The sequence below is a fragment of the Enterococcus pseudoavium NBRC 100491 genome, assembly GCF_001544295.1.
GTDB lineage: Bacteria > Bacillota > Bacilli > Lactobacillales > Enterococcaceae > Enterococcus_A > Enterococcus_A pseudoavium.
On record NZ_BCQF01000001.1, the window covers coordinates 154,609 to 180,954 of the forward strand.

General features: G+C 41.3%; 25 protein-coding genes and 1 other annotated feature (1 of these 26 only partly in view). Of the genes, 2 read left to right on the top strand and 23 right to left on the bottom strand.

What is annotated here, in order from left to right:
* Positions 1 to 325: 325 nt before the first annotated feature.
* The 7 genes from EP1_RS00760 to ispE all read right to left on the bottom strand — a co-directional run bounded on the left by EP1_RS00760 (position 326) and on the right by ispE (position 7,645).
* Positions 326 to 1,297 carry a ribose-phosphate diphosphokinase gene (locus EP1_RS00760; protein WP_067621820.1) on the bottom strand — a complete coding sequence of 324 codons (972 nt, stop codon included), beginning with the start codon at positions 1,295 to 1,297 and terminating at the stop codon, positions 326 to 328.
* Between the two features lie 97 nt (positions 1,298 to 1,394).
* A complete protein-coding gene (gene glmU, locus EP1_RS00765; RefSeq protein WP_067621822.1) occupies positions 1,395 to 2,762 on the bottom strand; it encodes a bifunctional UDP-N-acetylglucosamine diphosphorylase/glucosamine-1-phosphate N-acetyltransferase GlmU in 1,368 nt (455 codons plus the stop codon).
* A gap of 139 nt (positions 2,763 to 2,901) precedes the next feature.
* The gene (gene purR, locus EP1_RS00770) at positions 2,902 to 3,720 is read right to left on the bottom strand and encodes a pur operon repressor (RefSeq protein ID WP_067621824.1); all 819 of its coding nucleotides are present in this window, start codon (positions 3,718 to 3,720) and stop codon (positions 2,902 to 2,904) included.
* 313 nt (positions 3,721 to 4,033) lie between these two features.
* On the bottom strand, positions 4,034 to 4,864 hold the full coding sequence (locus tag EP1_RS00775) for a metal ABC transporter permease (RefSeq protein WP_067621826.1): 831 nt from the start codon (positions 4,862 to 4,864) through the stop codon (positions 4,034 to 4,036).
* Positions 4,837 to 5,517, bottom strand: coding sequence for a metal ABC transporter ATP-binding protein (locus EP1_RS00780; protein WP_067621828.1), 681 nt, complete (start codon positions 5,515 to 5,517; stop codon positions 4,837 to 4,839). The genes EP1_RS00775 and EP1_RS00780 overlap by 28 nt, the downstream gene beginning before the upstream one ends.
* A 28-nt stretch (positions 5,518 to 5,545) precedes the next feature.
* Positions 5,546 to 6,511 carry a metal ABC transporter substrate-binding protein gene (locus tag EP1_RS00785; RefSeq protein ID WP_157065564.1) on the bottom strand — a complete coding sequence of 322 codons (966 nt, stop codon included), beginning with the start codon at positions 6,509 to 6,511 and terminating at the stop codon, positions 5,546 to 5,548.
* Positions 6,512 to 6,793: 282 nt separating this feature from the next.
* On the bottom strand, positions 6,794 to 7,645 hold the full coding sequence (gene ispE / locus EP1_RS00790) for a 4-(cytidine 5'-diphospho)-2-C-methyl-D-erythritol kinase (protein WP_067621831.1): 852 nt from the start codon (positions 7,643 to 7,645) through the stop codon (positions 6,794 to 6,796).
* Between the two features lie 178 nt (positions 7,646 to 7,823).
* Between ispE and EP1_RS00795 the strand changes: the two genes are divergently transcribed.
* Positions 7,824 to 8,228: an Hsp20/alpha crystallin family protein gene (locus tag EP1_RS00795; protein WP_067621833.1), complete on the top strand. Its 405-nt coding sequence runs from the start codon at positions 7,824 to 7,826 to the stop codon at positions 8,226 to 8,228.
* A gap of 46 nt (positions 8,229 to 8,274) precedes the next feature.
* On the opposite strand, the gene mprF is transcribed toward EP1_RS00795, so the two are convergent.
* The 9 genes from mprF to yfmF form a co-directional block, all read right to left on the bottom strand.
* Positions 8,275 to 10,836, bottom strand: coding sequence for a bifunctional lysylphosphatidylglycerol flippase/synthetase MprF (mprF, locus tag EP1_RS00800; RefSeq protein WP_067621836.1), 2,562 nt, complete (start codon positions 10,834 to 10,836; stop codon positions 8,275 to 8,277).
* Positions 10,837 to 11,171: 335 nt separating this feature from the next.
* The gene (rny, locus tag EP1_RS00805; RefSeq protein ID WP_067621838.1) at positions 11,172 to 12,728 is read right to left on the bottom strand and encodes a ribonuclease Y; all 1,557 of its coding nucleotides are present in this window, start codon (positions 12,726 to 12,728) and stop codon (positions 11,172 to 11,174) included.
* Positions 12,729 to 12,980: 252 nt separating this feature from the next.
* Positions 12,981 to 14,030: a recombinase RecA gene (recA, locus tag EP1_RS00810; RefSeq protein WP_067621843.1), complete on the bottom strand. Its 1,050-nt coding sequence runs from the start codon at positions 14,028 to 14,030 to the stop codon at positions 12,981 to 12,983.
* Between the two features lie 123 nt (positions 14,031 to 14,153).
* A complete protein-coding gene (locus tag EP1_RS00815; RefSeq protein ID WP_067621846.1) occupies positions 14,154 to 15,401 on the bottom strand; it encodes a competence/damage-inducible protein A in 1,248 nt (415 codons plus the stop codon).
* A 96-nt stretch (positions 15,402 to 15,497) separates the two neighbouring features.
* On the bottom strand, positions 15,498 to 16,079 hold the full coding sequence (gene pgsA, locus EP1_RS00820) for a CDP-diacylglycerol--glycerol-3-phosphate 3-phosphatidyltransferase (RefSeq protein ID WP_067621848.1): 582 nt from the start codon (positions 16,077 to 16,079) through the stop codon (positions 15,498 to 15,500).
* A gap of 29 nt (positions 16,080 to 16,108) precedes the next feature.
* Complete coding sequence (locus EP1_RS00825; protein ID WP_067621851.1) at positions 16,109 to 16,969, bottom strand: RodZ domain-containing protein; 861 nt, start codon at positions 16,967 to 16,969, stop codon at positions 16,109 to 16,111.
* A 256-nt stretch (positions 16,970 to 17,225) separates the two neighbouring features.
* Positions 17,226 to 17,951, bottom strand: a complete 726-nt coding sequence (gene ymfI / locus EP1_RS00830) for an elongation factor P 5-aminopentanone reductase (protein WP_067621854.1) — start codon at positions 17,949 to 17,951, stop codon at positions 17,226 to 17,228.
* A gap of 1 nt (position 17,952) precedes the next feature.
* Positions 17,953 to 19,245 carry an EF-P 5-aminopentanol modification-associated protein YfmH gene (yfmH, locus tag EP1_RS00835; RefSeq protein ID WP_067621857.1) on the bottom strand — a complete coding sequence of 431 codons (1,293 nt, stop codon included), beginning with the start codon at positions 19,243 to 19,245 and terminating at the stop codon, positions 17,953 to 17,955.
* On the bottom strand, positions 19,238 to 20,500 hold the full coding sequence (gene yfmF, locus EP1_RS00840; RefSeq protein WP_067621860.1) for an EF-P 5-aminopentanol modification-associated protein YfmF: 1,263 nt from the start codon (positions 20,498 to 20,500) through the stop codon (positions 19,238 to 19,240). The genes yfmH and yfmF overlap by 8 nt, the downstream gene beginning before the upstream one ends.
* A gap of 398 nt (positions 20,501 to 20,898) precedes the next feature.
* Here yfmF and mscL point away from each other — a divergent pair, with 398 nt between their 5' ends.
* Positions 20,899 to 21,342: a large conductance mechanosensitive channel protein MscL gene (gene mscL / locus EP1_RS00845; protein WP_067621863.1), complete on the top strand. Its 444-nt coding sequence runs from the start codon at positions 20,899 to 20,901 to the stop codon at positions 21,340 to 21,342.
* 28 nt (positions 21,343 to 21,370) lie between these two features.
* Here the strand turns inward: mscL and EP1_RS00850 are convergent, their stop codons facing one another.
* From EP1_RS00850 to epsC, 7 genes are all read right to left on the bottom strand, one after another.
* Positions 21,371 to 21,616 (bottom strand): Veg family protein, encoded by a 246-nt coding sequence (locus EP1_RS00850; protein ID WP_067621866.1) that lies wholly within the window; start codon positions 21,614 to 21,616, stop codon positions 21,371 to 21,373.
* A 106-nt stretch (positions 21,617 to 21,722) separates the two neighbouring features.
* The gene (locus EP1_RS00855) at positions 21,723 to 22,280 is read right to left on the bottom strand and encodes a sigma-70 family RNA polymerase sigma factor (RefSeq protein WP_067621869.1); all 558 of its coding nucleotides are present in this window, start codon (positions 22,278 to 22,280) and stop codon (positions 21,723 to 21,725) included.
* 72 nt (positions 22,281 to 22,352) lie between these two features.
* Positions 22,353 to 22,880, bottom strand: coding sequence for an NYN domain-containing protein (locus EP1_RS00860; protein ID WP_067621872.1), 528 nt, complete (start codon positions 22,878 to 22,880; stop codon positions 22,353 to 22,355).
* Complete coding sequence (rlmB, locus tag EP1_RS00865) at positions 22,880 to 23,710, bottom strand: 23S rRNA (guanosine(2251)-2'-O)-methyltransferase RlmB (RefSeq protein ID WP_067622036.1); 831 nt, start codon at positions 23,708 to 23,710, stop codon at positions 22,880 to 22,882. The genes EP1_RS00860 and rlmB overlap by 1 nt, the downstream gene beginning before the upstream one ends.
* On the bottom strand, positions 23,700 to 24,098 hold the full coding sequence (locus EP1_RS00870) for a Mini-ribonuclease 3 (RefSeq protein ID WP_067621876.1): 399 nt from the start codon (positions 24,096 to 24,098) through the stop codon (positions 23,700 to 23,702). The genes rlmB and EP1_RS00870 overlap by 11 nt, the downstream gene beginning before the upstream one ends.
* Positions 24,098 to 25,507, bottom strand: coding sequence for a cysteine--tRNA ligase (gene cysS, locus EP1_RS00875; RefSeq protein ID WP_067621879.1), 1,410 nt, complete (start codon positions 25,505 to 25,507; stop codon positions 24,098 to 24,100). Before cysS ends, EP1_RS00870 begins: the two co-directional genes overlap by 1 nt.
* Positions 25,500 to 26,033 (bottom strand): serine O-acetyltransferase EpsC, encoded by a 534-nt coding sequence (gene epsC, locus EP1_RS00880; RefSeq protein ID WP_067621882.1) that lies wholly within the window; start codon positions 26,031 to 26,033, stop codon positions 25,500 to 25,502. The genes cysS and epsC overlap by 8 nt, the downstream gene beginning before the upstream one ends.
* 164 nt (positions 26,034 to 26,197) lie before the next feature.
* Positions 26,198 to 26,346, bottom strand: a binding site (T-box leader); it runs 54 nt beyond the window's last position.

A 26,346-nucleotide genomic window follows, 5' to 3' on the forward strand; every position in this document is an offset into this window, starting at 1 on the left:
ATACCAACAAACAACCCTAACACTTTTTCATTTTTTAACTCCTTTGCTCATCGGCCACCCACCGATGAGCTCCTTTTTTTCACTAAAATAATAAATATAAATAAACTTTTTGTAGCTTATTTTTTTTACTTTTATATAAAACTTCATTCACAATTAATTCATAACTTGTTGCTAATATATAAACATACCAACAAACAACCCTAACACTTTTTCATTTTTTAACTCCTTTGCTCATCGGCCACCCACCGATGAGCTCTTTTTTACGCCTTAATTATCAGAAATAAAAAATCGGCTCAAGGTGAGTACCTTGAGCCGATTTTTCACTTTATTTTTTGTGTGTTTCAAATAGCGGGCTAACTGGTTTGTTTTCGTGGATGCGTTTGATAGCATCGCCCATTAATTCGCCAACACTAATTTCATCGATCTTATCGATTTTACGTTCATCTGATAAGTAGATTGAATCCGTTACAACTAAATGCTCGATCGCTGAATCTTGGATCCGTTGCATTGCTGGACCTGACAAAACAGGGTGAGTACATGAAGCGTAGACTTTTTTTGCGCCAGCTTCTTTTAGTGCATTAGCAGCCAGAGTAATCGTACCTGCTGTATCGATCATATCATCGATGATGACACAAGTTTTGCCATCGACTTTTCCAATGATATTCATGACTTCAGCTACGTTTGCTTTTGGACGACGTTTATCGATGATCGCGATTGGTGCCTTTAAGAATTCAGCTAATTTACGCGCGCGTGTAACCCCACCATGGTCTGGTGAAACAACCACGACATCATCTCCACAGATCCCTTTTTCTAAGAAATAATCCGCAATCAATGGAGCACCCATTAAATGATCCACTGGGATATCAAAGAAGCCTTGGATTTGTGAGGCATGTAAATCTAGCGTCAATAGACGAGTTGCGCCAGCTTTTTCAATCATGTTGGCCACAAGTTTAGCAGTAATTGGTTCCCGTGCACGTGCTTTACGATCCTGACGGGCATATCCATAGTAAGGCATAACGACATTAATCGTTTTAGCACTCGCCCGTTTCAAGGCATCGATCATAATTAAAAGCTCCATCAGATTATCATTTACTGGACTACTTGTTGACTGAACGACATAGACATGACAGCCACGAATACTTTCTTCAATATTTACTTGAATTTCACCATCGCTAAATTGGGTCACGGAACTTTTCCCTAGTTCCACACCAACTTCTTCAGCAATTTTTTCAGCTAAGGGGCGATTTGAATTCAAAGCAAAAATTTTCAATCTTGGATCAAAATAATGTTTCGACATGGGGACCTCCACTTTCTTTTTCAGCATACGTTACCGATTATATACCATTTCAAATAAAATACTAGTCATTTCCATTTAAGAAATCAAGAGATTTCCCTTAAAATGGTAGGTGTTTCGCATAACCTTCTTTATTCACTTGGCGCGCACGAGCAATCGCCATATCGCCTTTTGCAACATCATTAGTAATCGTCGAACCAGCAGCAGTAACGCTATTGTCCGCAATGTTAACCGGTGCAATGATATTAGTTCCAGAACCAATAAACACATGATCACCTACATTGGTATGGTGTTTGTTCTTGCCATCGTAATTGACGAAAACCACTCCGCAGCCAACATTGATGTCTTTTCCGAGTGTTGCATCACCCACGTAAGTTAAATGGCCAACCTTTGTATTTTCACCAATCGTCGCTTTTTTGACTTCGACAAAATTACCGATATGAGCATTTTCCCCGATATCTGCTTGTGGTCGTAAATGGGCATTCGGACCAACATCTGCATTTTTACGTACGATTGCTTCTTCTAAAACGGACGCTTTAATTTCCACATTGTCTTCAATTGTGCTATCAACGATTTTTGAATGCGCACCAATCACACAATCTGAACCAATTACTGTATTTCCTTGAATTTGAACCCCAGGTTCGATGATCGTATCTGAACCAATCTCAATTCCAGCATCAATGTAAGTCGTCGCTGGATCAATGAAAGTCACCCCATTAACCATGTGCTGACGGTTGATGCGACGACGCATGATTTCATTCGCATTCGCTAACGCAATCCGATCGTTGACGCCTAGTGATTCTTCAAAATCTTCCGTTTGATAAGCCGCCACCGTTTGCCCCTCATTTTTCAAGATTTCCACGATGTCGGTCAAATAATATTCACCTTGAGCATTGTTGGTTCCGATTTTTTCTAACGCCGCAAATAATTGTTCGTTATCGAAGCAATAGGTTCCCGTATTGATTTCTTGAACACGCGCTTCTTCTAATGTCGCATCTTTTTGCTCAACGATTTTTTCGACGATCCCTACATGGTCACGTAAAATACGGCCATAGCCGGTTGGATCTTCAGCATGCGCAGTCAAGATGGTAGCACTGGCTTTTTTCCCTTGATGGTAGTCAAATAAATTATTCAAGGTTTGCGTAGTAAGCAATGGAGTATCGCCACTGATCACCAAAGTTGTCCCTTTTTTGCCTTTTAAAAATTCTGCCGCCTGCATCACAGCATGACCAGTTCCTAATTGTTCTGCTTGTAAGGCATAGTTACTGCGTTCACCTAATTGTTTTTTGACCATTTCGGCACCATGACCGACGATCGTTACAATTTCAGAAGGTTGCGTCTCTACCACCCGTTCAATGATATGTTCCACCATCGGTTTACCAGCAACTGGATGCAGAACTTTATATAACTTCGATTTCATGCGAGTTCCCTTACCCGCAGCTAAAATAATCGCATAACGATTTTCCAAAAAAGTCACTCCTTAATTTGCATTAATGAAATAATTTTCATGCCGTAGCTTATTCTACTAGCCAGACACAAAAAAGACTAGCTCGTTAAGACCCTCTCACTAAAAAATCAGGAGAATATCTTAACAGCTTAGCTTTTTTCTATTTGTCGAAGCAGTTACCAGGGACAACGGTAATTGTTTTGGTACTAGTATCGACATCTTGAACAAACAACAATGAATTATAATCATCGATCGCCCGTTCACCTTTAAATTTAGATTCTGCAAAGACTGTAATTCCGACAAGTTCCGCTTCAAATTCTTCAATCAAGCTCTTCATCCCGTTCACAGTCCCGCCACCTTTCATGAAATCATCCACGATCAGAACTTTGGAACCGCGCTTCAAACTACGCTTGGATAATTCCATTTTTTCGATTCGTTCTGATGATCCAGAAACATAATTCACACTGACGGTTGAACCTTCCGTGATTTTAGAATCACGACGGACAATTACAAAGGGCGCGTTCAAGTAATAAGAAACTGCTTGGGCAATTGGCACACCTTTTGTTGCTACAGTCATGACTGCATCAACTTTTTTATCGATATATTGAGTAGCGATGATTCGTCCGATTTTACGAAGCAAGTCCGGTTGCCCCAACATATCAGACAGATAGACATAGCCGCCTGGCAATAAACGGTCCTCTTCTGATAAACGTTCAGCTAAAGATTCGATGTACTCACGAGCTTCTTCATCGGTAATACTCGGTGTGAAAACGACACCCCCAGCAGCTCCGGGAATTGTTTCTAAGAAGCCGGTCCCTCGTTCTTTAAAAGTCTTCTTGACGATGGCTAAGTCTTCACTGATGGAAGATTTTGCCGAACCATATCTCGCTGCAAAAAAAGTCAATGGGATCAAATCATGAGGATGATCCAATAAATATTGTGTCATGTCGATTAAACGTTCGCTTCGACGCACTTTCACGTAATTCACTCCTATTTCATTTTATTGTTTTTGAAGCCGTAGACCATTCTACTAGCGACTTGAACTTTATACCAGCTCATTTCTAGCGTTTCACTTAATGGACTAGATGAACCTAGTAGCCTAGTTCGATCTTCAATGCAAATCATTTTTCTACTCACATAAGAATGGAATGAACAGATTATCTATTCTGATTTATCGTTTCTCATTATAAGGGTTTTACCGATAAAATTCGAGTATTTTCTCGGTTCAAAGTCCAAAAGTTCGTAATTTATTAATTATTACACAAAAAAAGAGGAAAAGCTTTCGCTTTCCTCTATTTTTCTAACTGTTTTCGTTGAATTAGAATCCGCAGTCGGCGTACGCCGTTTAATATTAGAAACAGCAAAATAAAGCCTAACGTAATCGTTGCGCCTGGCGGTGTATCTAAATAATACGATCCGGTTAACCCCCCGATCATCCCGACGAACCCCACTAAAACACTGATTAAGATAACGATATTAAAACTTTTGCCGACGCGCATTCCGATGGCAGCTGGCAACACCATAATTGCTGAGATCAGCAATGCCCCAGCAATTGGGATCATAATGGCGATGGCAACCCCAGTGACAATATTGAAAATCATCGACATGATACGCACAGGCAAACCATCAACTGCGGCAATGTCTTCATCAAACGTCAAGACGTACATCGGGCGCTTGAACAGGAAGAACAGGATCCCAACTAGTACAAATAGAACGCCTAAAAAGACAACTTGCTGCCAAGTGATGGTTACAATCGAGCCAAATAAATAGGATTGGATGCTCAGCGCGGAATTTCCCGGCGCTAAACTCATTAAGACTAACGCAATTGCCAACCCTGCCGCCATCAGAATTGCAATCGAGATTTCCGAATAGGAACTGTACATATTTTGTAAATACTCCATGATAATCGCAGCAATAACCACTACTAGCAAAGTAGTTCCGGTCGGATTCAAGTTTAAGAAAAAACCTAGGGCAACGCCGGCCAAAGAAACATGGGATAATGTGTCCGCCATCAACGACTGACGGCGAATGACTAGAAATACACCTAACATTGGTGCGATTCCGGCAATAAAGATCGCGGCTAAAAAGGCCCGTCTCATGAACTCATATGAAAGCAACGCCATTGAGAATTCTCCTTTCGTACCAACCGAATATGCCGATCAATATATTTTTTAGTATCCTCGTGGTCGTGGGTGATCATTAAAATACTCTTTCCGTGGGCATGAGCGCTATGCCGCAACAGCTCGTAAAAGGCGTTGCGAGATTTTTCGTCCATCCCCGTCGTTGGTTCATCTAAAATCATCAAATCAGGATTCTTAGCAAACAAACGCGCCAAGCTGATCCGTTGTTTTTGTCCGCCTGACAGTTCACCCACTTTTTTCTCGCGCATATTCCACATATCAACCGATTCTAGCGCCTTCTTCACATGTTCGTGATCTCGCTCGCTTAATTTTTTAAACCACTTCCCTTGAGGATAACGGCCTGATTCAACCAATTCTAAAACGGTACTGGGAAATCCGACATTAAAAGAGGCGACTTGTTGCGGAATATAGCCGATACTTAATTTTTTCCCTTGATCATTTTTCTTTGCAATCGTAACTTTTCCACTGCTGGGTTTTAATAAACCTAATGTCGCTTTGATCAATGTCGATTTTGCGGCACCATTTTCTCCAGTCAAAATGACAAACTCTCCTGGATCAACGTGATAAGATACATTTTCTAAAACGGGTTCGTTGTCATAATAAAACGAGAGGTCTTCCACTTCAATATACGACACGTTTGTCTCTCCTTTAAGAAGCGAGCGATTAATGAATACTTTCCTTCAAAGCGGTCAAATTATCCCGCATGACAGAAAGATAGTCTTCGCCTGCTTTGATTTGTTTTTCCGTTAAACTTTCTAACGGATTTAATACTTCTAATTTAACTCCGGTCTCTTTTGATAATGTTTCTGCAACTTTAGATGAGGCATTTTCCTCGAAGTAAATCACTTTAACCTCGTGGTCTTCCACATAATGTTTCAATTCGCTTAAGCGACTAGGGGAAGGCTCTTGATCTGGCGAGATTCCCGCGATTGCTTCTTGTGTTAAGCCGTATTGTTTGGCCAAATAGCCAAAAGCCGCATGCTGCGTGACAAACGTTTTGTTTTTAGCACCTTTAACTGCTGCTTGATATTCTTGATCGACTGTTTTTAATTCATCAATGTAGCTTTCCGCATTTTTCTCAAAAACAGCCTGATCTTCTGGATATTTTTTACTTAGCTGATCTCGAATCGTCTCGACTTCTTTGATCGCTAATACCGGATCTAGCCAGACATGGGGATCTAAATTATGGTCATGACTATGTTCTTCAGGCTCTTCTGCAGCATGATCGTGAGCCTCTTCATGATCATGCTCCGTTCCTTCCATTAACGTGATGTTTTGGGAAGCTTTGATGATCTCAGTTTTTTTCGTATCAATTGTATCCGTTAAATTCTCCGTCCAAGTTTCTAGTTCTGGACTGTTGTAGACAAACACATCGGCATCCGCAATTTTTGCCAAATCTTTAGCAGAAGGTTCAAAATCATGGGGCTCGGTTCCAGCTGGAATCAGCAATTCTACCTGGCCTTTGTCACCAACTACTTGTTTGGTGAATTCATACATTGGATAGAAAGTCGTCATCACTTGAATTTTTCCATCCGCGGCAGTCTCCTTTTGATCTTGTCCGCCACAAGCCGTCAATAAAACTGATAATAACATAGTTCCCAACAGTAGTAGTCCTTTTTGCATTTTCATCTATCTAAACACCTTCTCTTCTTATTTTAAGACAAGAACCAATGTATCAGATGTTTTTCTATCCGTCAACACAAAGCGTAAATTTTACGATTTAAATTATAATAAAGCTTTTAAAACGTAAAATAAATGACCCTTCATTCATATGAAGAGAGAGACCTGTATCCGATTCATCGATGTACTTTTGTTATTTAAAACGAAATCATACAAAAAAAGTATTATTCCCAAAATCGGAATAATACTTACATGTCTCCTGTGATTGACGTTAACGCTAGGTAACCATTTCTATTTCAGTGTTCTAACTAAATAGACTTCCTCACAAAAACCTTTCAATGCATTAACGACATGCTTTGCTCGTGAGTACTTATGACAAAGCGCGTAGACAGTCGGACCGCTGCCACTCATCATGGCAGCATCAGCTCCATATTTCAACATCCGATCTTTCAGCTGTTGGATGACTGGGTGCTTTTTAATTGTGACGACTTCCATCGAATTCCCTAGGTTTTCGGTCATCTTCTGATAATCATTTTCTTCAATCGCTGAAACCAAGGCTGGTATATCGGGGTGGTATAAATCCTCCATCACAATCTTGGCAAAAATTGTTCGCGTCGAAACACTCATGCGTGGCTTGACAACTACGACCCAACATTGAGGCATCGGAGCGATCGGAGTCACTTTTTCGCCAAATCCTTCTACCAAAGAAGTCGTTCCATAGACACAATAAGGGACATCTGATCCCACTTCTGCGCCTAACTGTGCTAACTCTTCAACTGACAATCCCAAATTCCACAAACGATTCACTGCCCGCAAAGCTGCTGCTGAATCGGTCGAGCCTCCGCCTAACCCAGCAGCTACTGGAATCTCTTTGTGGATTTTGACTCGCAGGCCTTCTTTTATGTCAAAACGCTCTTTAACCAACTCCAGCGCCTCATATACGTGGTTTTTTTTATCCGTGGGTAAAAAAGCCTTGTTGGTCTCAATGATAATTTTATCTTCTGGAATTTCTTCTAAATACAAACGATCCGCTAGATCGATACTTGTCATGACCATCGCCAATTCATGCAAGCCATCCGGCCGTTTGCCTAAAATATCAAGACCCAGATTGATCTTTGCTGGGGCCTTCTCCATAATTTCCATTTTCTCACCCGTTCAAATTTTTCACTAGACGATTCTATCATAGCCCATCCTAAAAGTATAGATAATTCATTTTAGCATAGGCACTCCAAATTAGTTGAATAATTCTGCCTGAGGCCTTACCATTAATTAAGAACTACTAGCTACATGAGCGTCTCATTACAAATTAGGAGGGGTATGTATGAAACTACTACCGAAAAATGATTGGTTAGACGGCGAAGAATTAGTAGGCAAGTTGATGAATAGCTTCTGGGATGATCGAAAAATGAATGTCGATATTCGCGATCTGGATGATCACTATGAAGTGAAGGCGGACTTACCCGGGTTTGAAAAAGCGGAAATCGCTGTTCAGTACAACAATGATATTCTTTCGATCGATGCTGAACACACTACTGAAAATGAAGTTAAGGATGATGGTCGCTTCGTTCGCAGAGAACGCTCTAGCAGTGCTTATCATCGCCAATTCGTAGTCAAAGATATCTTGGAAGAAGCGATCAGTGCTAAATTTGAAAATGGCGTGCTCACTTTAAACCTGCCTAAAGCAGATTATCAGGAGAAAAAAGGGAAAACCATTACAATTGACTAATTACAAAAAAGGACAAGCCAGTAATCGGCTTGTCCTTTTATATTTCTTATACCTCAATCATTTCTTCAGAAATAGTCGCTCCCTTATTTTTCCCACGACCAATCAGCAATAATAGTTGCAAGGCAGAAAATAGGAAACTACTATCTTTCATGTAGGCAAAGTATCTAGGCCGCCAATGGTCGACATAGATGGTCTTTTCCTCCGCTACTTGCTGAAAGGCATAGATCGAATGACCATATTTGTAAATCAAGTTCATGATCCGTTCCCCTAAAAAGGCGAAAGAAGTTTCCCCAACCTTCGCTAGCGGAGCCATTCCTTGATAGACCTCGCGATAGCCCTGTACCTTTAATTCATCCATTAAATGCAGCTTCAAGAAGGTGGGTAATTCATTAGGGACATTATTTCGAAACCGTAAAAGATCGAAGGACGCTTTCTCTTGGTTAATCGGCTGTTCGGTAATAAAACCGACAATCCGGTTTTGCGGATCACGAGCGATTCCGATCTTACTCGTCTCAAGATAGTCGCGGTCAAAGGAACCTACTGAGAAACATTTTTCTTTTTCCCCATTCAACCATTCATCTGAGATTTCCTCAAGCTCATCAAAAACTTCTTCCGGGAGCTTATCGAAATAGCTAAATTGATAGCCTTCATTTGCTAGCCGCTTGAACTCGAAGCGATCAGAAAAAACATCATGTTCGTGTTGGGTAAAATCAGTCACCCCAGTTTCTCCAATCTTATCAAAGTGAAATCCAAGATCATGTAAAAGCAACACATACTCTTCCGATATTTTATAAAATGCCAACTGATAGCCTAATTTATCCGCGTGCTCCATAAAAGCAATAGTGGCAGTCTGCCATTTTGCTGGATTGCCAACTGGATCGCCTAAGACAAAACACTTATTGGCCCGAGTTTGAAAACCAAAAATAATTTGATCATTGCCATTTTCTTGATAATAAAAATACTGATAACCTGGTACCCGCAAATAATGACTAGCTGGAGTTCCACCGTAGCGATTCACCAAATAGTTAAAGCGCTTCTCATCCCACATGGCCCCTAGTCTCGTTTCACTTTGGGTTAAGTATTGATATAAAATAGCTAGACACAAGATCGATAAAATTAACCCGACCAACCCGGAAAACCAGATTTCTTCTGATGGAAAAGCAAAATATTTCGTAGCTAAGCGTTGCGTGCTCCAAATTTGACCGCTATGATAACCTGCCACAGCGTAGAAAATAAACAGCAACCCGAATAAAATACCATCAAAAGCTAGGGCTCCCCAAGAATAAACAAATTGTTCCCGATAAAATTCCTTCCGTGACATCCAGACGATCAATAGGATAATCAGATAAACAACGATCAAACGAATCGAGGCCGTTCGCGCTACCGTATTGACAATCCCAAAAATCAGTAATAGGATTGTCGGCCAAAATGCGCGTTTTACTTTTTGCGAAATCCCACGAGCAAACCCTAATAGCAAAAAGCCCATTAATAAATTTAACGTCTGATCTAAAAAATCAAAAGAGAAGGGCAGCAGTACCTGAAACAGGCGACTGATATTAGAAAGATTGGTTAAAGTCGATAATAATATCATCATGATTCCAGCAAAATAGACGGCGCTAACCATCACTACGTGGGCAAATTTTTGCGACAACAGCCGCGGTAGATTGTCAAAGTAACGATTCAATTTGACACTCGTATTGGTCAAAAAGATGACGATCCCAGTGACAAAAGGAATCAAATAATAAAAAATTCGATAAAATAAAATCCAGACAACTGCTGTACTTTGATCCAATCCAAGATGACCTAAACCTAAAATCATCATAACATCAAATGTTCCGGCACCTCCAGGGACCATTGTCAACATCCCTAACCCGGTGGCGATGACAAACATCGGATAAACTTCACCGGCGTTTAACTGGGCACCCATCAAATAACCGACGGCTAAAAAGACCAGCAACGCCCCTAGCCATTGACCTAATGAGGCAAGATACAATTCAAAAATCTGTTTTAAGCGAAACTCTTTAAAAATGGTCCGACGTCGGCCATAGACAAACACAAATAAAATTGGAGCAAACGCTCCACCCGCTAATAACCAAAAACGATAACGGACAAAGGGATTTTGGGTTCGGAAGAAAATTAGATCTAAAGAGGTGATAAAGGCCATCATCGATAGACCCGCCAACATAAAGAGCGCGATCTTAGAGATCATTGCCAGCACTTTCTTCTTCTCCATCCCCTTACCATAAAAGCTGGAGCGTAAACTAACGCCGACAACTCCGCCGAAGCCAGCTAAATTATTGATAGTATTAGTCGTCCAAGCAGAAACTAACCATTCTTTGCGGTTCATCCGTGGGCGCCCGGCCGCTTCCAGTGTTGTGATTGCCACGTGATCATATAAAAGCATGGGCAGAACACCACACAGACCGACTCCCAACATGCTTAATAATGCGAATTGATTCTGTTGTTTGATCGTTAACCAAACCGTTTGCCAGCTCATTCCATGGGCAATATTTTTCACCTGATTAGCGACGAAAAATAAAACGATCCCAAAGAAAATAATTTTGAGTAAGGTGGCATGCCGTTTGAACCAGTGACTGATAGTCGTCATCCTTCTACTCCCATTCTTTCTTTTCTTATACTCTATTTTAAAGGAATTACGCCTTGGACGCTATCCTTTTAATTAGCGCGTTCCATCAAATATAATTTGTTATTTGAAGTATAGCGCGCTATTTTCTGAGCCTACTATACTCAATCTTAACGAAGGCCAAATAAGCGTGAGCCCTGCTTACAAAAAATATGACTCCTGCACAGACGCTGGCTTAGCACTGCTCGTAACTAGCAGCCCAAAAGACTTATTTACACACGTATAAAAAAGTATGCCAGCTTCCCCCTTAGAAAACTACAAATAAAAAGCCTCAAATAATTGAGGCTTTTTATAATTAACTATTTGGCATAATCAGTTGCCCGTGTTTCACGGATAACGACTACTTTAATGTGTCCTGGATAGTCTAACTCATCTTCGATTCGACGACGAATGTCGCGAACTAAACGAGTCGCTTCTAAATCAGAGATTTCTTCTGGTTTAACCATGACACGTACTTCACGGCCGGCTTGGACCGCAAAACTTGACTCTACGCCATCAAAGCTATTCGAAATATTCTCTAAGTTTTCTAGACGACGAATGTAGTTTTCCAGTGATTCGCTTCGGGCACCTGGTCTAGCTGCTGATACTGCATCGGCAGCGGCTACTAATACAGAGATGACGGAAGTTGCTTCTGTATCTCCATGGTGAGAGGCGATTGCATTAATCACCACAGGATTTTCACGATATTTAGCGGCAAGTTCTGCCCCAATTTCGACGTGGGATCCTTCGATCTCATGGTCTAACGCTTTCCCGATATCATGTAGTAACCCTGCTCGTTGCGCTAACTGAACATTTTCGCCTAACTCTGCGGCTAAAACACCAGTTAATTTGGCAACTTCGATTGAGTGATTCAATACATTTTGACCATAGCTGGTTCTGAAATGTAAGCGACCCAAAATCTTGATTAAATCTGGATGCAAGGTATGAGCACCCACTTCAAAGGCTGCTTGTTCCCCGTACTCACGAATCCGCTCATCCATTTCTTTGCGAGATTTTTCAACCATTTCTTCGATTCGAGCTGGATGAATCCGGCCATCTTGAATCAATTTCTCTAAAGTCATCCGGGCAATTTCCCGTCTGATTGGATCAAAACCGGATAGAACGACTGCTTCTGGTGTATCATCAATAATCAAATCAATACCTGTCAGTGTTTCTAATGTCCGAATGTTACGGCCTTCACGTCCAATGATGCGACCTTTCATCTCATCATTTGGCAAGGTTACAACCGAAACCGTTGTTTCAGAAACAGCATCCGCACCACAACGTTGAATTGCCATCGCCAAAAGATTTTTCGCTTTGCGATCAGCTTCTTCTTTGGCACGTTGCTCAGATTCCTTAACCATGACGGTTAATTCATGGTTCAATTCCTCTTCGGTCGTCTTCATAATTACTTCTTTCGCTTCGTCTCTTGTTAAAGAAGCAACCTGTTCCAATTTTGTTTGTTGTTCATCAATCAGTTGTTCTACTTCTTTTTCTCGCTCGTCAATTAATTGCTGTCTAGCACTGATTTTTGTTTCTTTTTCTTCCAGTGAGTGCTCACGTTTCTCAAGAGAATCATCTTTACGATCTAAAGTCTGTTCTCTTTGAAGCAAGCGATTTTCTTGCGATTTTAATTCTTGTCTGCTTTCTTTCAACTCACTTTCAACTTGTGCGCGATACTGCTGGTTTTCTTCCTTGGCTTCCAACAAAGCTTCTTTCTTTAAGGTCTCCGCTTCTTTATTTGCATGCGTAATGATCCCTCTAGCAGTGTTTTGTGCCCCATCAATTTCTTTTTCATGGCGTGACTTTGCCCCCATGAAACCCAAACCAAGACCGACAATTAAACCGATGATAGCGAGGAGAATAGGAACTAACATTAAATCCACCTCCGTACTATCTTATTTACCTATCTGTAGTTTTTTGATAAACGAATACTTAATTATCAATATGCCTACTTGCATATGTGTGGCTGTCACACAACTTTATTCTAATGTTTGTCTGATAGCGTGTCAACTTTATTTCTCTTTTGTCCGGTTCACTAATTAAGCGCTTTGATTTATGAGAAAAAAGAGTGAAAAAAAGCCAATGATCTTGTAGATAACACTAGATCATTAGCATTTTTTGTTTTTTTATTCTTCTAAGGGTAATTCTTCTTGTCCTGCTTCTTCAGCCTTACCCGCCTCTACATCTTCGCCGATTCCATAGGCCGCGCGAACCCGAGTAGCAACTTCAGCCATCATTTCTGGATGATCTGCCAAGTATTTCTTGGCATTCTCACGACCTTGGCCGATTCGATCTTCCTTATAGCCATACCAAGCACCACTTTTATCAATAATGTCTTGCTCAACGGCCATATCCAATAATTCGCCTTCTTGTGAGATTCCAAAGCCATACATAATATCAACTTCCGCAACTTTGAATGGCGGAGCAACCTTATTTTTTACAACTTTAATCTTTGTCCGGTTTCCGACAATATCCGTACCATTTTTCAACTGTTCGGCACGCCGGACTTCTAAACGAACGGTCGCATAGAATTTCAAAGCACGTCCCCCTGGAGTTACTTCAGGGTTCCCAAACATGACACCGACTTTTTCCCGAATTTGGTTGATGAAGACCGCAATCGTCTTCGTTTTATTGATAGAACCAGATAACTTACGCAAAGCTTGTGACATTAAACGGGCTTGCAAACCAACGTGTGCGTCCCCCATTTCGCCATCAATTTCTGCTCGTGGAACTAACGCTGCTACAGAGTCGATTACGATAATATCAACCGCACCACTAGAAACCAAGGCATCAGCAATTTCTAATCCTTGTTCGCCAGTATCTGGTTGTGAAAGCAGTAATTCGTCGATATTGACACCCAAACGCTGTGCATATTGCGGGTCAAGGGCATGCTCAGCATCGATAAAAGCTGCTGTACCACCATGTTTTTGAACCTCTGCGATTGCGTGCAAGGCAACGGTTGTTTTACCTGAACTTTCTGGACCATAAACTTCAATGATTCGACCACGCGGGTAACCACCTACGCCTAAAGCAACATCCAACGCCAAAGAACCACTTGGGATGGTTGAAATCTGTTGATCAACCTTTTCCCCTAATTTCATGATCGAGCCTTTTCCGTAATTCTTTTCAATCTTCTTCATTGCAGCATCTAAAGCTGCTTTACGATCATTTGCCAATCGCTGATCCTCCTATTTCCTATAATAAATATGCTTTCCACATCATTATTTCTTTTTCAGTAACCCTAGTTTATCGGTTTGATATCAAAAAAGCAAGCAAAAAACGAACAAACATTCGCGTTTTTAATTTTTATTTAGAATTGCTCGCCGGACCAAATCCAATCCCTTCATCACAGAGCTATGACGAACATATGAACGATCCCGAGTGAAATGATTTTCAGTGATAATCGTTTCACCGTCTTTTTGAGCCAAGGCGATGTAAACCGTTCCTTTAGGTTTTCCTTCTAAGTCAGTTGGGCCAGCTACGCCGGTGAAAGATAAGGCATAATCGGTCGCAGCCAGACGCAATGCCGCTTCCGCCATTTCTTTTGCACACTCTTCACTGACGACGCCAAATTGTTCTAATAGCCCTGGATCGATACCTAAAAAGCGGGATTTGGTTTCTTTAGAATAGGTCACAAAACCACCAGGAAAGACCTCAGATACGCCAGGAATCGTTCCTAAAGTCGCTTGAAACTCACCAGCAGTCAAACTTTCGGCTGCTGTGATGCTTAAATTCTTTTCTCTTAATAAATTCACTACAACTTCAACTAGACTGTTCTCTTCCCCATAACCGTAGAAAAAGGCTCCAACTTTTGCCATGATTTCGGTCTCTGCCTGATCTAACAACGTTTTGGCTGATAGCTCATCTTCAGTCTTAGCGGTAATTCGTAGGGTCACTTCATTCGGCTTGGCATAAGGCGCAATCGTCGGATTTGACTGATGTTCGATCATTTCTGCTAAATCCGTTACTAATTGCGATTCCCCGATGCCAAAGAAACGTAGTACACGGGAAGTCAATTTTTCTGCTGATGGAAATTCCTTTTCTAGTAATGGTCGCGCTTGCTCCAAAAACATTGGTTTCAATTCACTTGGTGGTCCGGGCAATAAGATATAATTATTCTTCTCCCCTTTATATAGACAGCCAATCGCTAAGCCGGTTCGGTTCGGTAAGGCGATCCCATCCTGTAACGTCTCGATTTGCCTTAAGTTATTTGGTGTCATGGTGCTTTGACGTTGGGCAAAGAAGTCCTGTAACGCTACTAACCCAGCTTGATTTTGAACCAGTGGGACACCTACATGATCGGCTAAAACATTTTTCGTTAAATCATCATCCGTTGGCCCCAACCCACCACACAAAATAATCAATTCACTGCGAGTATCGGCTAGCTGCAACAATTCTTCTAAACGTTGGGGATTATCCCCTACAACTGTATGATAATAGACTTCGACACCCATATCTGCTAATTTTTCTGACAAGAAGGTGGCATTCGTATTCACAACTTGCCCCAATAAAAGTTCTGTCCCTACAGCAATAATTTCTGCTTTCATTTCTTCCTCTTCTTTCTAAGATACGCCATTTTTTCTCAACTATAACAGAAAAAAACGATCAGAACGATAGATTTTCCACCGTGCTGACCGTCTTTTTTACATTGATCCTTTAAAAAGCGCTGTGTTTTTGGCAAAGTAGTCATAGCCTGAATAAACGGTGAAGAATAAGCAGACGTATAACATGATTTGATCCATTGGAATTCCGATAAAATTAAAAGGGACATTGTTTAAGTACAGCAGTACGATCCCAACCATTTGAGTAGCCGTTTTGATTTTCCCAGGCATAGCTGCCGCCATCACACCGCCACCTTGCTCTACGATTAATAACCGTAAACCCGTTACTGCTAACTCGCGACAAACGATGATCGCAATCACCCAAGCAGGGGCTTTGCCTTGTTCGACTAAAATAATGAAGGCTGTCATCACCAACATTTTATCAGCTAACGGGTCGGCAAACTTCCCGAAGTTTGTCACTAATCCCCGGGCACGAGCGATCTTGCCATCTAAATGGTCTGTATAACTAGCTAATGCGAAGATAATTGCACCTACCAGCTGAGTCACAGCCAAACTTGTATTACCAACTTGCAAAGTTCCCCAATCCCAAGGGGCTAAAACGATCACCATAAACAAAGGAATCATAAAGATCCGAATGACCGTCAATTTATTTGGTAAATTCATTATTGTTTCCTCCTAATCCTATTAACCGGTTAAGACGCATAAGCAACATTCAACGTCACATTTTTTTGCAGTAACGAATCCCCCGGCTGGAAGTCAAGCCCTTGATCGTTAACTTTGATTTCAGCGTACTTCGCTATCCCAACAGTGAGAACCGCTTGTGCGGCATCCGCAGGTAATTCAGTCGTTTGGGATTCGCCTGGCTGTAGCGTATATTGATACACCAATGCTCCATTGATCTGGACACCAACCCACACACGTTCTTTCCCAGTGAAAGTGATTTTTAGCGGTTTCTCCGCATGCTCCACTTTCATCGTTGCGGCATTGGCGGTATTGTTCTCCATCGATAAAGCCATTTTTGGTTTTTCCGGTGGCTTCGACGATTCTACCGGTTTAGGTTGCGAAGAGACCTTCTCCGGCGTGGTCGAAGAGACGCCAGAACGTTCTACTTGGACAGAACTACTTTCGGGAATGATTGCAGTTTCTTGATGATCTAACCAAGTCATGTAGCCTACCACCGCGATAATCGCTAACGCCACCAAGCCCAAGACAATCATCGGCAAGGTTGCTTCGAAACGGGCCCGATTAGGGTTTCCAGTATGTTTATTTTTCCTAAGTCCCTCTACTGTTTCCAGTTCTGGATAAGAAGGTAATGGCCGATCTTTGCCATCTAACACATCGATTAAATGAGCGCCGTCAAGATTTACTTCATCAGCATATTGGCGAATAAATGTCCGCAAATAATAATCACTAGGCAATTCTTGAAAATCGTTTTCCTCAATTGCCAGCAAATAACGCTTTTGAATTTTCGTGCGCTGTTGCAGCTCATCTAAACTGATTTTTTTATCGATCCGGGCTTTGCGTAACGTTTCTCCAATATTAATACTCGCCACTTGCTTCTCTACTCCTAATTCGTATTAAAGTACTTATTTTCTCTCAATGAAAAAAACAAAGGTTATTTCCATACCATCTATCAGCCAACTAGCCATGTTAAATCAAACTAACTCCTGTTAGAAATGGTCTTTTCCAAAATCACTGAAAATACTTTCATCTTTGTTTGGCATCCGATTCCACTAATCACAATAAATTACCAAGTGGAACTCACAAAGTTGACGGGACATTTTCATTCAGCTTAAAGCCGTCGCTTTCTTATTCCATCCAGCCGCCAGCGACAGGTAAAACAATCCCCGTCGTATAGCTAGCCTCTTTAGAAAACAAGTACAGACAAGCTGCCGCAATTTCTTTTGGGTCGGCTAAGCGTCCCAAAGGAATCTCCGCTTTTAAATCCTGTAACTCCTGCGGCTCCCAATTATCATTCATTTTTGTTTGTACGGCGCCAGGAGCGACTACATTGACCGTAATCCCTAAGGTCGCCACTTCCTTGGCGTAGGCTTTTGCGAAGGCCTCCTGAGCACCTTTTACAGCGCTATAAACAGTCTCCATACTACTGCCTCGGTGTCCATAGACTGAGCCAATAAAAACAACTCGCCCATTGCTGCCAACCGCCAGCTTATTCTGCAGTCCTTGCAACAATAGCAGCGGGGTCTTCAAATGGACTTGCCACAAGGCTTCCATCTGGTCTGCTTTAGTTTCCGGTAATAGCTCGTAAAAAGTAAATCCCGACGCAAAAACAATTCCATCTACCTGAAATAATTGGTCTAGAAAGCGTGGAATTTCTGCTTCTTTCAACATGTCTAAGGATACCATAAAAAAATCTTGCTGAGGATAACGTTTCTGTAAGTCTGAAACGAAATTTAAAACTTTTTCTTTTTGCTGATTATAGTGGCAGTAGAGCGACCAGCCTTGTCCAGCTAATTTTTCACAAACAGACTGACCAATATCTCCGCTGGCCCCCATTACTAAGGCATAAGGCATCTTAGGCCTCCTTATCCATATAAAAGCGTGTAAAGGCTGGTTCTTTAATAAATAGTTCACCGGCTGCCAAAACATCGGCCAGTGTAATTTCTTGAATAATTTCCGGCATATCAAACAAGGTCCATTCACCAAATAATGTTTGGGTAAATTGATTGGCGACATATTCTAATGAATTTAATGATTGGAAGTATTTTCCTAACATTTTTTTCTTTAACAAAGCCAGATTTTTTTCATTAATCTCAGGGTCACTAGAAAAGTGCAACAAAATCTCTGATAGGCGATCGGCTAGTTTTTGGGGTTCTTCGCTATCACCACCGAAATCAGCAAAATAGAAGCTACGATCCATTGAAAATTCATAACCGAAACTATCGTCCAATAACCCTTCGTTATAAAGACGTAAATAATTCTGTGAGGTAGTTCCCACTAGTAATTGTAGCAACAAATCAATTGAGACTTTAAACACCAGCCGCTCCTTGTCATCTTTGGGAAGCTCTGCCAGTCCTTTGATCCCGACAATTGCTTTGGGTACCGTGATTGGCATTTTTTCTTCACTAAGCGGAATGATTTCCTCCACGGTCTCTTCTGGAAAACGCCGTTGAATTGGTTCGGGTTGTTCAAAGTTTTTCTTCTCTTGATTTGTACGAATGAACGCCATCAACGCTTCCGGCTCTAAATTTCCCACAACAAACAGTGTCATGTTGCTGGGATGATAAAAAGTGTTGTAGCAAGTATACAAATCCTCTGCTGTAATCTGGGCAATCGAATCAATCGTCCCAGCAATATCAATGTGCAACGGATGCTTTGGATACATATTTTTTAGAATTGCAAAAAACTGCTGCCAGTTTGGATCATCTTGATACATTTGGATTTCTTGACCAATGATTCCTTGTTCTTTTTTCACAGATTCTTCCGTAAAATAAGGCGTTTGAACAAAATCCAATAATGTTGCTAAATTCAATTCCAGCTGGTCGGTCGTGGAAAATAGATAGCTGGTTCGCGTAAAACTAGTAAAAGCATTGGCTGAAGCACCTTGTTCGCCAAATTTTTGGAACACATCGCCGTCTTCCTTTTCAAACATCTTATGTTCTAGAAAATGAGCGATGCCATCGGGTACTTTGATGTAATCCGTTCCACCGCGAGGGATGAATTCATTATCGATTGATCCATAATTCGTACTGAATAAGCCGTACGTCTTATGATAGCCGGCCTTTGGCAATAAATAAACAGTCAGTCCATTCGGCAAGACTTCTTTATATAAAGTTTCATTGATTTTTTGATACGCTAATTTATCCATTTTGCTGTCCTCCATCTAAAAAGAAGATTGCTTGCAAACGAATTTTTTTCGCAACTTTTTGCACATCTTCTGGTGTCACAGCTGCCAAACGTCGTAGCCATTCTTCGTCTGTCAGTTTACTTTGCGGCAACCACTGGGCCAAATAGGTCGTCTCAATCGTATTTTGCATACTATCTAGGCCTAGTAAATAATGATTTTTCAGCATCGCCTTTGTTTGCTGGAAGGCCAATTCCGTAAAGTTTCCTTTTTGCAGTTCAATTAATTGTTCCCCAATTAAATGCAAAACTTTTTCGCGATTTTGGCCATTAATTCCCGTTTGAACTTGCAAATAACCGCGGAAGGTATCAAGGGAACTCGATGCATAATACGCCAGACTCGCTTTTTCGCGAACATTCATAAATAATTTTGAATGAGGAAAACCGCCAAATAATCCGTTAAAGACTAACAAGGCAAAACGATCGGTGTCTTCGTAATAAACATCCGTTGCATACGCTAAGTTCAATTTCGCTTGGGTCACAGGTTCTTGCACTTGCTGTTCACGGATCACATTGTCATTTATTTGCGAATAGTAAATCTCTGGAGAACGTTCTTCCCGCGCTTTAAAGGGCAACCCTTTAAATAGCTCAGCGATTTCCGCTTCTTCCACGTCGCCAATCACAAACAGATCCACTTGATCCTGATCAATCATTTCTTGATAATAAGCAGCTAATCCATCACTTGTTTCCGCAACCAGATCTACCACTGTCCCAAAGCTCGGTAATTTTTGTGCTTCATCGGTGAAGTAAGTCTCCTTAATCTTCAAAGAAGCCATCGTTTGTTTATCTTCTTGTAAAGTCTCAATATAACTTTTTAGATTTTCTTTTTCTAATTGAAACGTCTGTTCATCAAATTTCCCGTTACGGATATTGGGATAAAACAAAACTTCACGTAAAAAATCCAGTGCTGCCGGCAATAGTTGTGGATCATCCACATATTTACCATTGACGACGCCTAAACCGACATCTAGCCAATGCAAATTGCCCTTTCGTCCCACATTTAAACCAAAACTGGCACCATAAAGATCTGCCAGTTGCGCACTCAACTGTGTCTGATCTGGATAGCGCAGAGAGTTCGTCTCCAATAAATTGGCTAAAAGTGCTCGCTTGGTCATGATTTCTTTTGTTAAACGGGTAGTGAAACGCCCGTAGATTTGGATCGTTTTATATTTTTGAGTCGCAATCACGTGCAATCGCACGCCCTTTTTAAGTTCGATCATAGTATCGCTCCTTATTCCTAATATTGTATTTATTTTTCTTGTAGAAAAATAAGTTTGCTGTTCAGATTATCTATCCACCAACTAGTCACGTTCCATTACGCGAACTTCCTTTTAGAAAAGACTTTTACCCTCGTTTCACGGATGATTTCACTAATTCTATTAAAATCCGAAGGCGCCTTGATAAGGTTAGACTAGCCGCCCGATTCCTATTACTATTTTTCCATAAAAAAAGGCTAGCTAATTCTTATTTGTTAAGGCTAATTATAGCACAGGCGGGGGTTAAGGACTGGAATCAGACTTAGTCACTAGCCCCTTTTATTTCTAATTTTTTTCTTCTTTCGCTATACTAAAATCATAGATATAAATTAATCTTTAGTATGGAAGAGAGGAGTGACACGATGATTAAGGAATTTAAAGAGTTCTTAATGCGTGGCAATGTCTTAGACTTGGCTGTTGGTGTAGTAATCGGGACTGCCTTTACTGCCATTGTGACGAATGTCGTTGATGGCTTGATTACCCCACTAGTCGGTTTAATCGTTTCATTATTTACAAAGGGGAAAGATTTAGAAGAAGCCATGTCCGTCTTGGACTGGTCGCCAGTTAAAGGGGTGACCTTCGCTTTTGGTGATGTTATCAGTGCTTTAATCACCTTTATTATCACCGGTTTTGTGCTATTTTTAATAGTTAAAGCTGCTAATAAAGCCAAAGATGCCACTCATAAACATGAAGAACCTGAAATTGCTGTTCCAACTGCCGAAGATTACTTGGCAGATATTCGCGATCTTTTAGTGGAACAAAATAAAATCACTGATTTAAAAGAAGACCCAAACACAGACAAATAAAAACCATGGAGCACCTGCTCCATGGTTTTTAAATTGCTTCTGTTAAAAATTCGATTTCTACTGTGCGAGTCAATACATCGGAATAGCTGTATGAAACACGTTCGAAAGAATTTTCTTCTGGATCCAAATCGACAACAAACACTGAAGGATATGTCTCAGTTAAGATTCCTTTGCGTTGTGTCTGGCGCTTGCGTCCCGTTTGAGCTACAAGCATGATTGGCGCACCAATCCGGTCTTCCAAGTTCTTCTTGATAGACGATAAAGTTGTTGGCATACAGTTCACCTCAATTTATATTATACCACAAATCCAAAACTTTTCAATGTAGCATAAGATAAAAAGAAATGCAACTTTCTAATCAATTCTGAACTTGACTGTTAACTTAACTAATCGTGCTGTTAAGTTTTTTCTTTATTTTATTTTTCGTGCGGTTTAATGCATTTTGGACCGCTTTTTCAGGTTCCGCCAAGCGCTGTGCGATGACATCAGGGTCCTCGCCCTTTAAATAATAATACAAGGACTGTTTTTCTAAATCGGAGAGTGGGATTTCCCCCGCCAGCAGTTGCTCGCTAATGCAAATATTTTCTTCCATGAATCCATGATATTGAAACTGTTCACTAAAAGCTTCCATTCCGACTTTTTCAATCGAGACCGCTTGTTGCTGCGCCAATCGCTTTTTCGCTTGCTGGCGTCGTAAAAGCGACCGAATCCGATTTTCAAAAATCATCTTGTAGTAAAGACCAAACGTCGTCCCACGACCTTGACGATAACTATTCATCGCATCATTCAAGGCGATCCGACCTTCTTGCAGCCAATCATCGTAATCAAAATCCCGAATCGCATAACGTGATTGCATACTATAAACAACCGGTAAATACTGACTAAACATCTTTTCAAAAGTATCCTCATCAAACTCTTTCAAATATGTTGGTTCTTTCATTTTCCACACTCCCCTCTCAACAATTAAAAGCATACACGTTGAGAAGCGTGAAGGGGAAAATAATTCGTCAATTTACTTTTTTTGGCTCAATTCGTCCAGTTTTTGCGACAATTTTTGTAATTGTTCATTATTCCAAGGAGAATTGCGGCGAAAATTTTGATAATGCGTATCTTCTGTATCCCCAGTAATCATTGCTTCCGTTTGCTGAACTGACTTGTAGAGTTCACGTGCCGATGTCCGCAGAGCCCCTTGGGAGAATATCGTCCATTGTTCCGCTAAATCACTTGTCGCTACTGTCACCTGGGTCAAACGATCGTTCAGCTCACCAGCAATTCTTTCAATATAACTGTCAGCCGTCTCATCTTCTTTGGTAAAGACCACTGTCAGCTGATATTTTTTATAACTTTGGGTAATCCCCGGCACAAATTGGGCATCAAAAACAACGATCGTCTCTAAACCTTGATATTTTGCGAAATTAGAAAGGCGAAACAAAAGGGCCTCACGTGCTTCTTCTAAGCGATCTTGATTTTTCAATGTCGTTAATTCCGGCCATGCACCAATCATGTTGTAACCATCAACGATCAGCAGCTGTTTTTTCATCACAGCTCACTTCGCTTTCGGAAGACCTCATACATCAATAGACCAGCGGCTACGCCGGCATTCAAACTTTGAACGTGTCCAGTCATCGGGATTGTCAGCATTTCATCGACTTCTTTTTTCAAGCCGGCGCTCATGCCCTTACCTTCATTACCGATGATCAAAGCAATCGGTCCAGTGACTTTCCACTGGCGATAGTCCGTGCCTTCCATATCTGTCCCAAAGATCCAATAGCCTGCATCTTTTAATTGTTTGATACTTTGAGCCAAATTCGTTACTCGTGCAATCGGTACATATTCCACGGCTCCAGTAGAAGCCTTGGTGACAACTGGTGTAATCCCAACTGAACGATGCTTAGGAATAATTACACCCGAGACACCGCTCGCATCTGCCGTTCTTAAGATCGAACCAAAGTTATGAGGATCTTCTAAACTATCCAAGATCAATAGGAACGGTGCTTCTTCAGAAGTCGTTTTTGCCAGCAGATCTTCTAGTGTTAAATATTCATACGGCGTAATACCTAAAACGATTCCTTGATGAACCCCGCCATCACTTAATATATCTAATTTTTGTTTAGGAACCCATTTCACTGGTACCGCCTGTTCCTTGGCTAAACTTTTCAATTGATTAATCTTATCCCCATGGGCATCTTCTTGTATGAATAATTTATTCCCTCGCCCAGCCTGTAAGGCCTCCACACTGGCATGATGACCAAAGACAAAATTATTTTCTTCTACTTCACTCGTCTCTAGCTCTTTAGAATACTCTTTCCCTCGATTGCTTCTTTTGGGATTGTTCCGTTCATTTCCTCGTCGCTGTTTTCTATCCTTCAATTGCTTCACCAGCTTTCTCCAAACACCATGTAATTAATTCTTCTAATCGTTCTTGTCGTTCCAACAAATGCAGATAACCCATCAATGCTTCAAAACCCGTCGACATTCGATATGTCATAATGTCGGTATTTTTAGCCGAAGTATAACTTTTGGCATTGCGGCCACGTCGATAAATTCCTTGCTCTTCTTCTGTCAGCATATCATCATCCAACATTTTTTGGATCAACGTTGCTTGGGCTTTCGCGGATACATAGTGGGTCGCCAAATGATGCAATTTATTGGGTCGAGTCTGCCCTTGGCGAACCAAATAATCCCTTACATAGGTTTCATAGATCGCGTCACCAACATAAGCCAACGCCAAAGCATTTAATTGTTTATAGTCTGTCATTATACACGTCTCCAGCGAACACCTTGTGGAGTGTCTTCTAAAATAATTCCTTGTTCTTTCAATTGATCCCGAATCTCATCGCTACGAGCAAAATTCTTATTTTTACGGGCTTGATTCCGTTCTTCGATTAATTGATCAACCTCTTCATCTAGCAAGCCGGCTGTTTGAAACTCAATCCCAAAAACAGCTAACATTTTCAAATATTCTGCTAATGCCGTCGTTAAAACATGTGCTGAAACCTTTGCTTGCTCACTATAATGATTCAGCCATTTTGCAAATTCATAAACAACAGTGATCCCATTTGCCGCATTAAAATCATCATCCATCTCTTCGATGAAGCGATCTTTCAGTGCTTGGACTTCAATTAGTTTTTCTTGATCCTCTGCTAATTCAGCATCAGCCGTTGTTTGGCGGAAACCCGCATTTTCAAAAGCTGTCCGTAATTTATGCAGGTTGGCTTGTGCGTCTTTCAGCGTGGCCTCACTGTAGCGGATTGGACGACGATACTGTGTCGTTGCCATAAAGAAACGTAGAACTTGTGGATCAATTTCTTTCACCATATCATGAACCGTCACAAAATTCCCTAATGACTTGCTCATTTTAGTGTCATCTTCACCAATCGTTACGTATCCATTATGCATCCAGTAATTGGCAAAACGTTGGCCTGTCTTCGCTTCACTTTGCGCGATTTCATTCTCATGGTGAGGAAATTCTAAGTCTTGCCCACCGCCATGGATATCGATCGTATCGCCCAAGTGTTTGGTCGCCATGACTGAGCATTCAATATGCCAGCCGGGACGTCCTTCACCCCAAGGCGACTCCCAAGAAATCTCATCAGGCTTCGCACTTTTCCACAAAGCAAAGTCTAATGGATCTTCTTTGATCGCCTGCTCAGCACCAGTCCGTTGGCTTGCCCCAATTTCCAATTCATCGATCGATTGATCACTTAACTCGCCATAATGCTCAAATTTACGCGTGCGGTAATAGACATCGCCTTCTGCTTCATATGCGTAGCCTTTTTCAATCAACGTTTCTATAAAGCTTAGGATATCTGGAATATGATTGATCACCCGCGGATGTAATGTCGCTGGTTTCACATTCAACGCGGCCGTATCTTCTTCAAAAGCCGCAATAAAGCGATCCGCTACTTCAGGTGCAGTAATCGATAATTCCTTCGCCGCCTTGATGATCTTATCATCCACATCGGTAAAGTTCGACACGTAATTCACTTCGTACCCACGATATTCAAAATAACGCCGGATCACATCAAAAGCGATTGTACTGCGGGCATTGCCGATATGGATATAATTATAAACAGTCGGTCCGCAGACATACATTCGGACTTTATTCTCTTCAATTGGTTTAAAAATTTCTTTTTTTCGGGTTAACGTATTGTGTATTTTAATCATGTTTGACCTTCTTCCCATTTAATCTTACTACTTTTGCAGGAACCCCTACCGCGGTTGCATCCGCCGGAACACTGTTGAGTACGACAGCCCCCGCACCGATTTTACTTCTTGCCCCAATTTCGATTGGCCCCAGAATTTGGGCATTCGCTGAAATAAATGCACCTTGACGCACCGTGGGATGCCGTTTTCCTGTATCTTTTCCAGTTCCGCCCAATGTCACACCATGAAACAATACAACATCGCGTTCAACTTCTGCCGTTTCACCAATCACGACACCCATTCCGTGATCGATAAAAACGCCAGGAGCGATCTGAGCACCTGGATGAATCTCAATCCCCGTCAAAAAGCGCCAAAATTGTGAGTGGATACGCGCCAACAAAAACCGCTGGTGCCGATACAGAAAATGTGAAAATTTATGAAAAAAAAGCGCATGGACTCCCGGATATGTAAGCGCAACTTCAATCCCTGACCTGACCGCTGGATCATTTCTCTTCGCTGCTGCGATTGCTTCTTGCCACCATCCCATTTCTTTCAACTCCCTTTTCTATTTTTTGCGCATAATACCATCTGCGCTATTTCTTATGATTTATTCAAATACTTTACTCCCATACTAAAAAATACAACTGATAGTTAATTCGTTTTGAAGTGTGACTTTTTCAAAAGGCGAAAAAAAGCGTCTTTTGAGTTTCCTCAAAAGACGCTTTTACGTGGTCCCACTTTTGTTTGCAATCAGTCATTGCCTCGAAACAGATAACGTCTGTGAACCGTCCTTGGCTACGTATCGCCAAGACCACTCGGAGATGCATTTCATAAGTGTTGATTTGACTGCTCGCACCTAC

Excerpts from the sequence above, each read along its gene's own strand:
- EP1_RS00760 (WP_067621820.1), bottom strand. The coding sequence starts at position 1,297 with ATGTCGAAACATTATTTTGATCCAAGATTGAAAATTTTTGCTTTGAAT.
- EP1_RS00775 (WP_067621826.1), bottom strand. The coding sequence starts at position 4,864 with ATGGCGTTGCTTTCATATGAGTTCATGAGACGGGCCTTTTTAGCCGCG.
- EP1_RS00785 (WP_157065564.1), bottom strand. The coding sequence starts at position 6,511 with ATGAAAATGCAAAAAGGACTACTACTGTTGGGAACTATGTTATTATCA.
- ispE (WP_067621831.1), bottom strand. The coding sequence starts at position 7,645 with ATGGAAATTATGGAGAAGGCCCCAGCAAAGATCAATCTGGGTCTTGAT.
- EP1_RS00795 (WP_067621833.1), top strand. The coding sequence starts at position 7,824 with ATGAAACTACTACCGAAAAATGATTGGTTAGACGGCGAAGAATTAGTA.
- mprF (WP_067621836.1), bottom strand. The coding sequence starts at position 10,836 with ATGACGACTATCAGTCACTGGTTCAAACGGCATGCCACCTTACTCAAA.
- rny (WP_067621838.1), bottom strand. The coding sequence starts at position 12,728 with ATGTTAGTTCCTATTCTCCTCGCTATCATCGGTTTAATTGTCGGTCTT.
- EP1_RS00815 (WP_067621846.1), bottom strand. The coding sequence starts at position 15,401 with ATGAAAGCAGAAATTATTGCTGTAGGGACAGAACTTTTATTGGGGCAA.
- pgsA (WP_067621848.1), bottom strand. The coding sequence starts at position 16,079 with ATGAATTTACCAAATAAATTGACGGTCATTCGGATCTTTATGATTCCT.
- ymfI (WP_067621854.1), bottom strand. The coding sequence starts at position 17,951 with ATGCCTTATGCCTTAGTAATGGGGGCCAGCGGAGATATTGGTCAGTCT.
- yfmH (WP_067621857.1), bottom strand. The coding sequence starts at position 19,245 with ATGGATAAATTAGCGTATCAAAAAATCAATGAAACTTTATATAAAGAA.
- yfmF (WP_067621860.1), bottom strand. The coding sequence starts at position 20,500 with ATGATCGAACTTAAAAAGGGCGTGCGATTGCACGTGATTGCGACTCAA.
- mscL (WP_067621863.1), top strand. The coding sequence starts at position 20,899 with ATGATTAAGGAATTTAAAGAGTTCTTAATGCGTGGCAATGTCTTAGAC.
- EP1_RS00850 (WP_067621866.1), bottom strand. The coding sequence starts at position 21,616 with ATGCCAACAACTTTATCGTCTATCAAGAAGAACTTGGAAGACCGGATT.
- EP1_RS00855 (WP_067621869.1), bottom strand. The coding sequence starts at position 22,280 with ATGAAAGAACCAACATATTTGAAAGAGTTTGATGAGGATACTTTTGAA.
- EP1_RS00860 (WP_067621872.1), bottom strand. The coding sequence starts at position 22,880 with ATGAAAAAACAGCTGCTGATCGTTGATGGTTACAACATGATTGGTGCA.
- EP1_RS00870 (WP_067621876.1), bottom strand. The coding sequence starts at position 24,098 with ATGACAGACTATAAACAATTAAATGCTTTGGCGTTGGCTTATGTTGGT.
- cysS (WP_067621879.1), bottom strand. The coding sequence starts at position 25,507 with ATGATTAAAATACACAATACGTTAACCCGAAAAAAAGAAATTTTTAAA.
- epsC (WP_067621882.1), bottom strand. The coding sequence starts at position 26,033 with ATGGGATGGTGGCAAGAAGCAATCGCAGCAGCGAAGAGAAATGATCCA.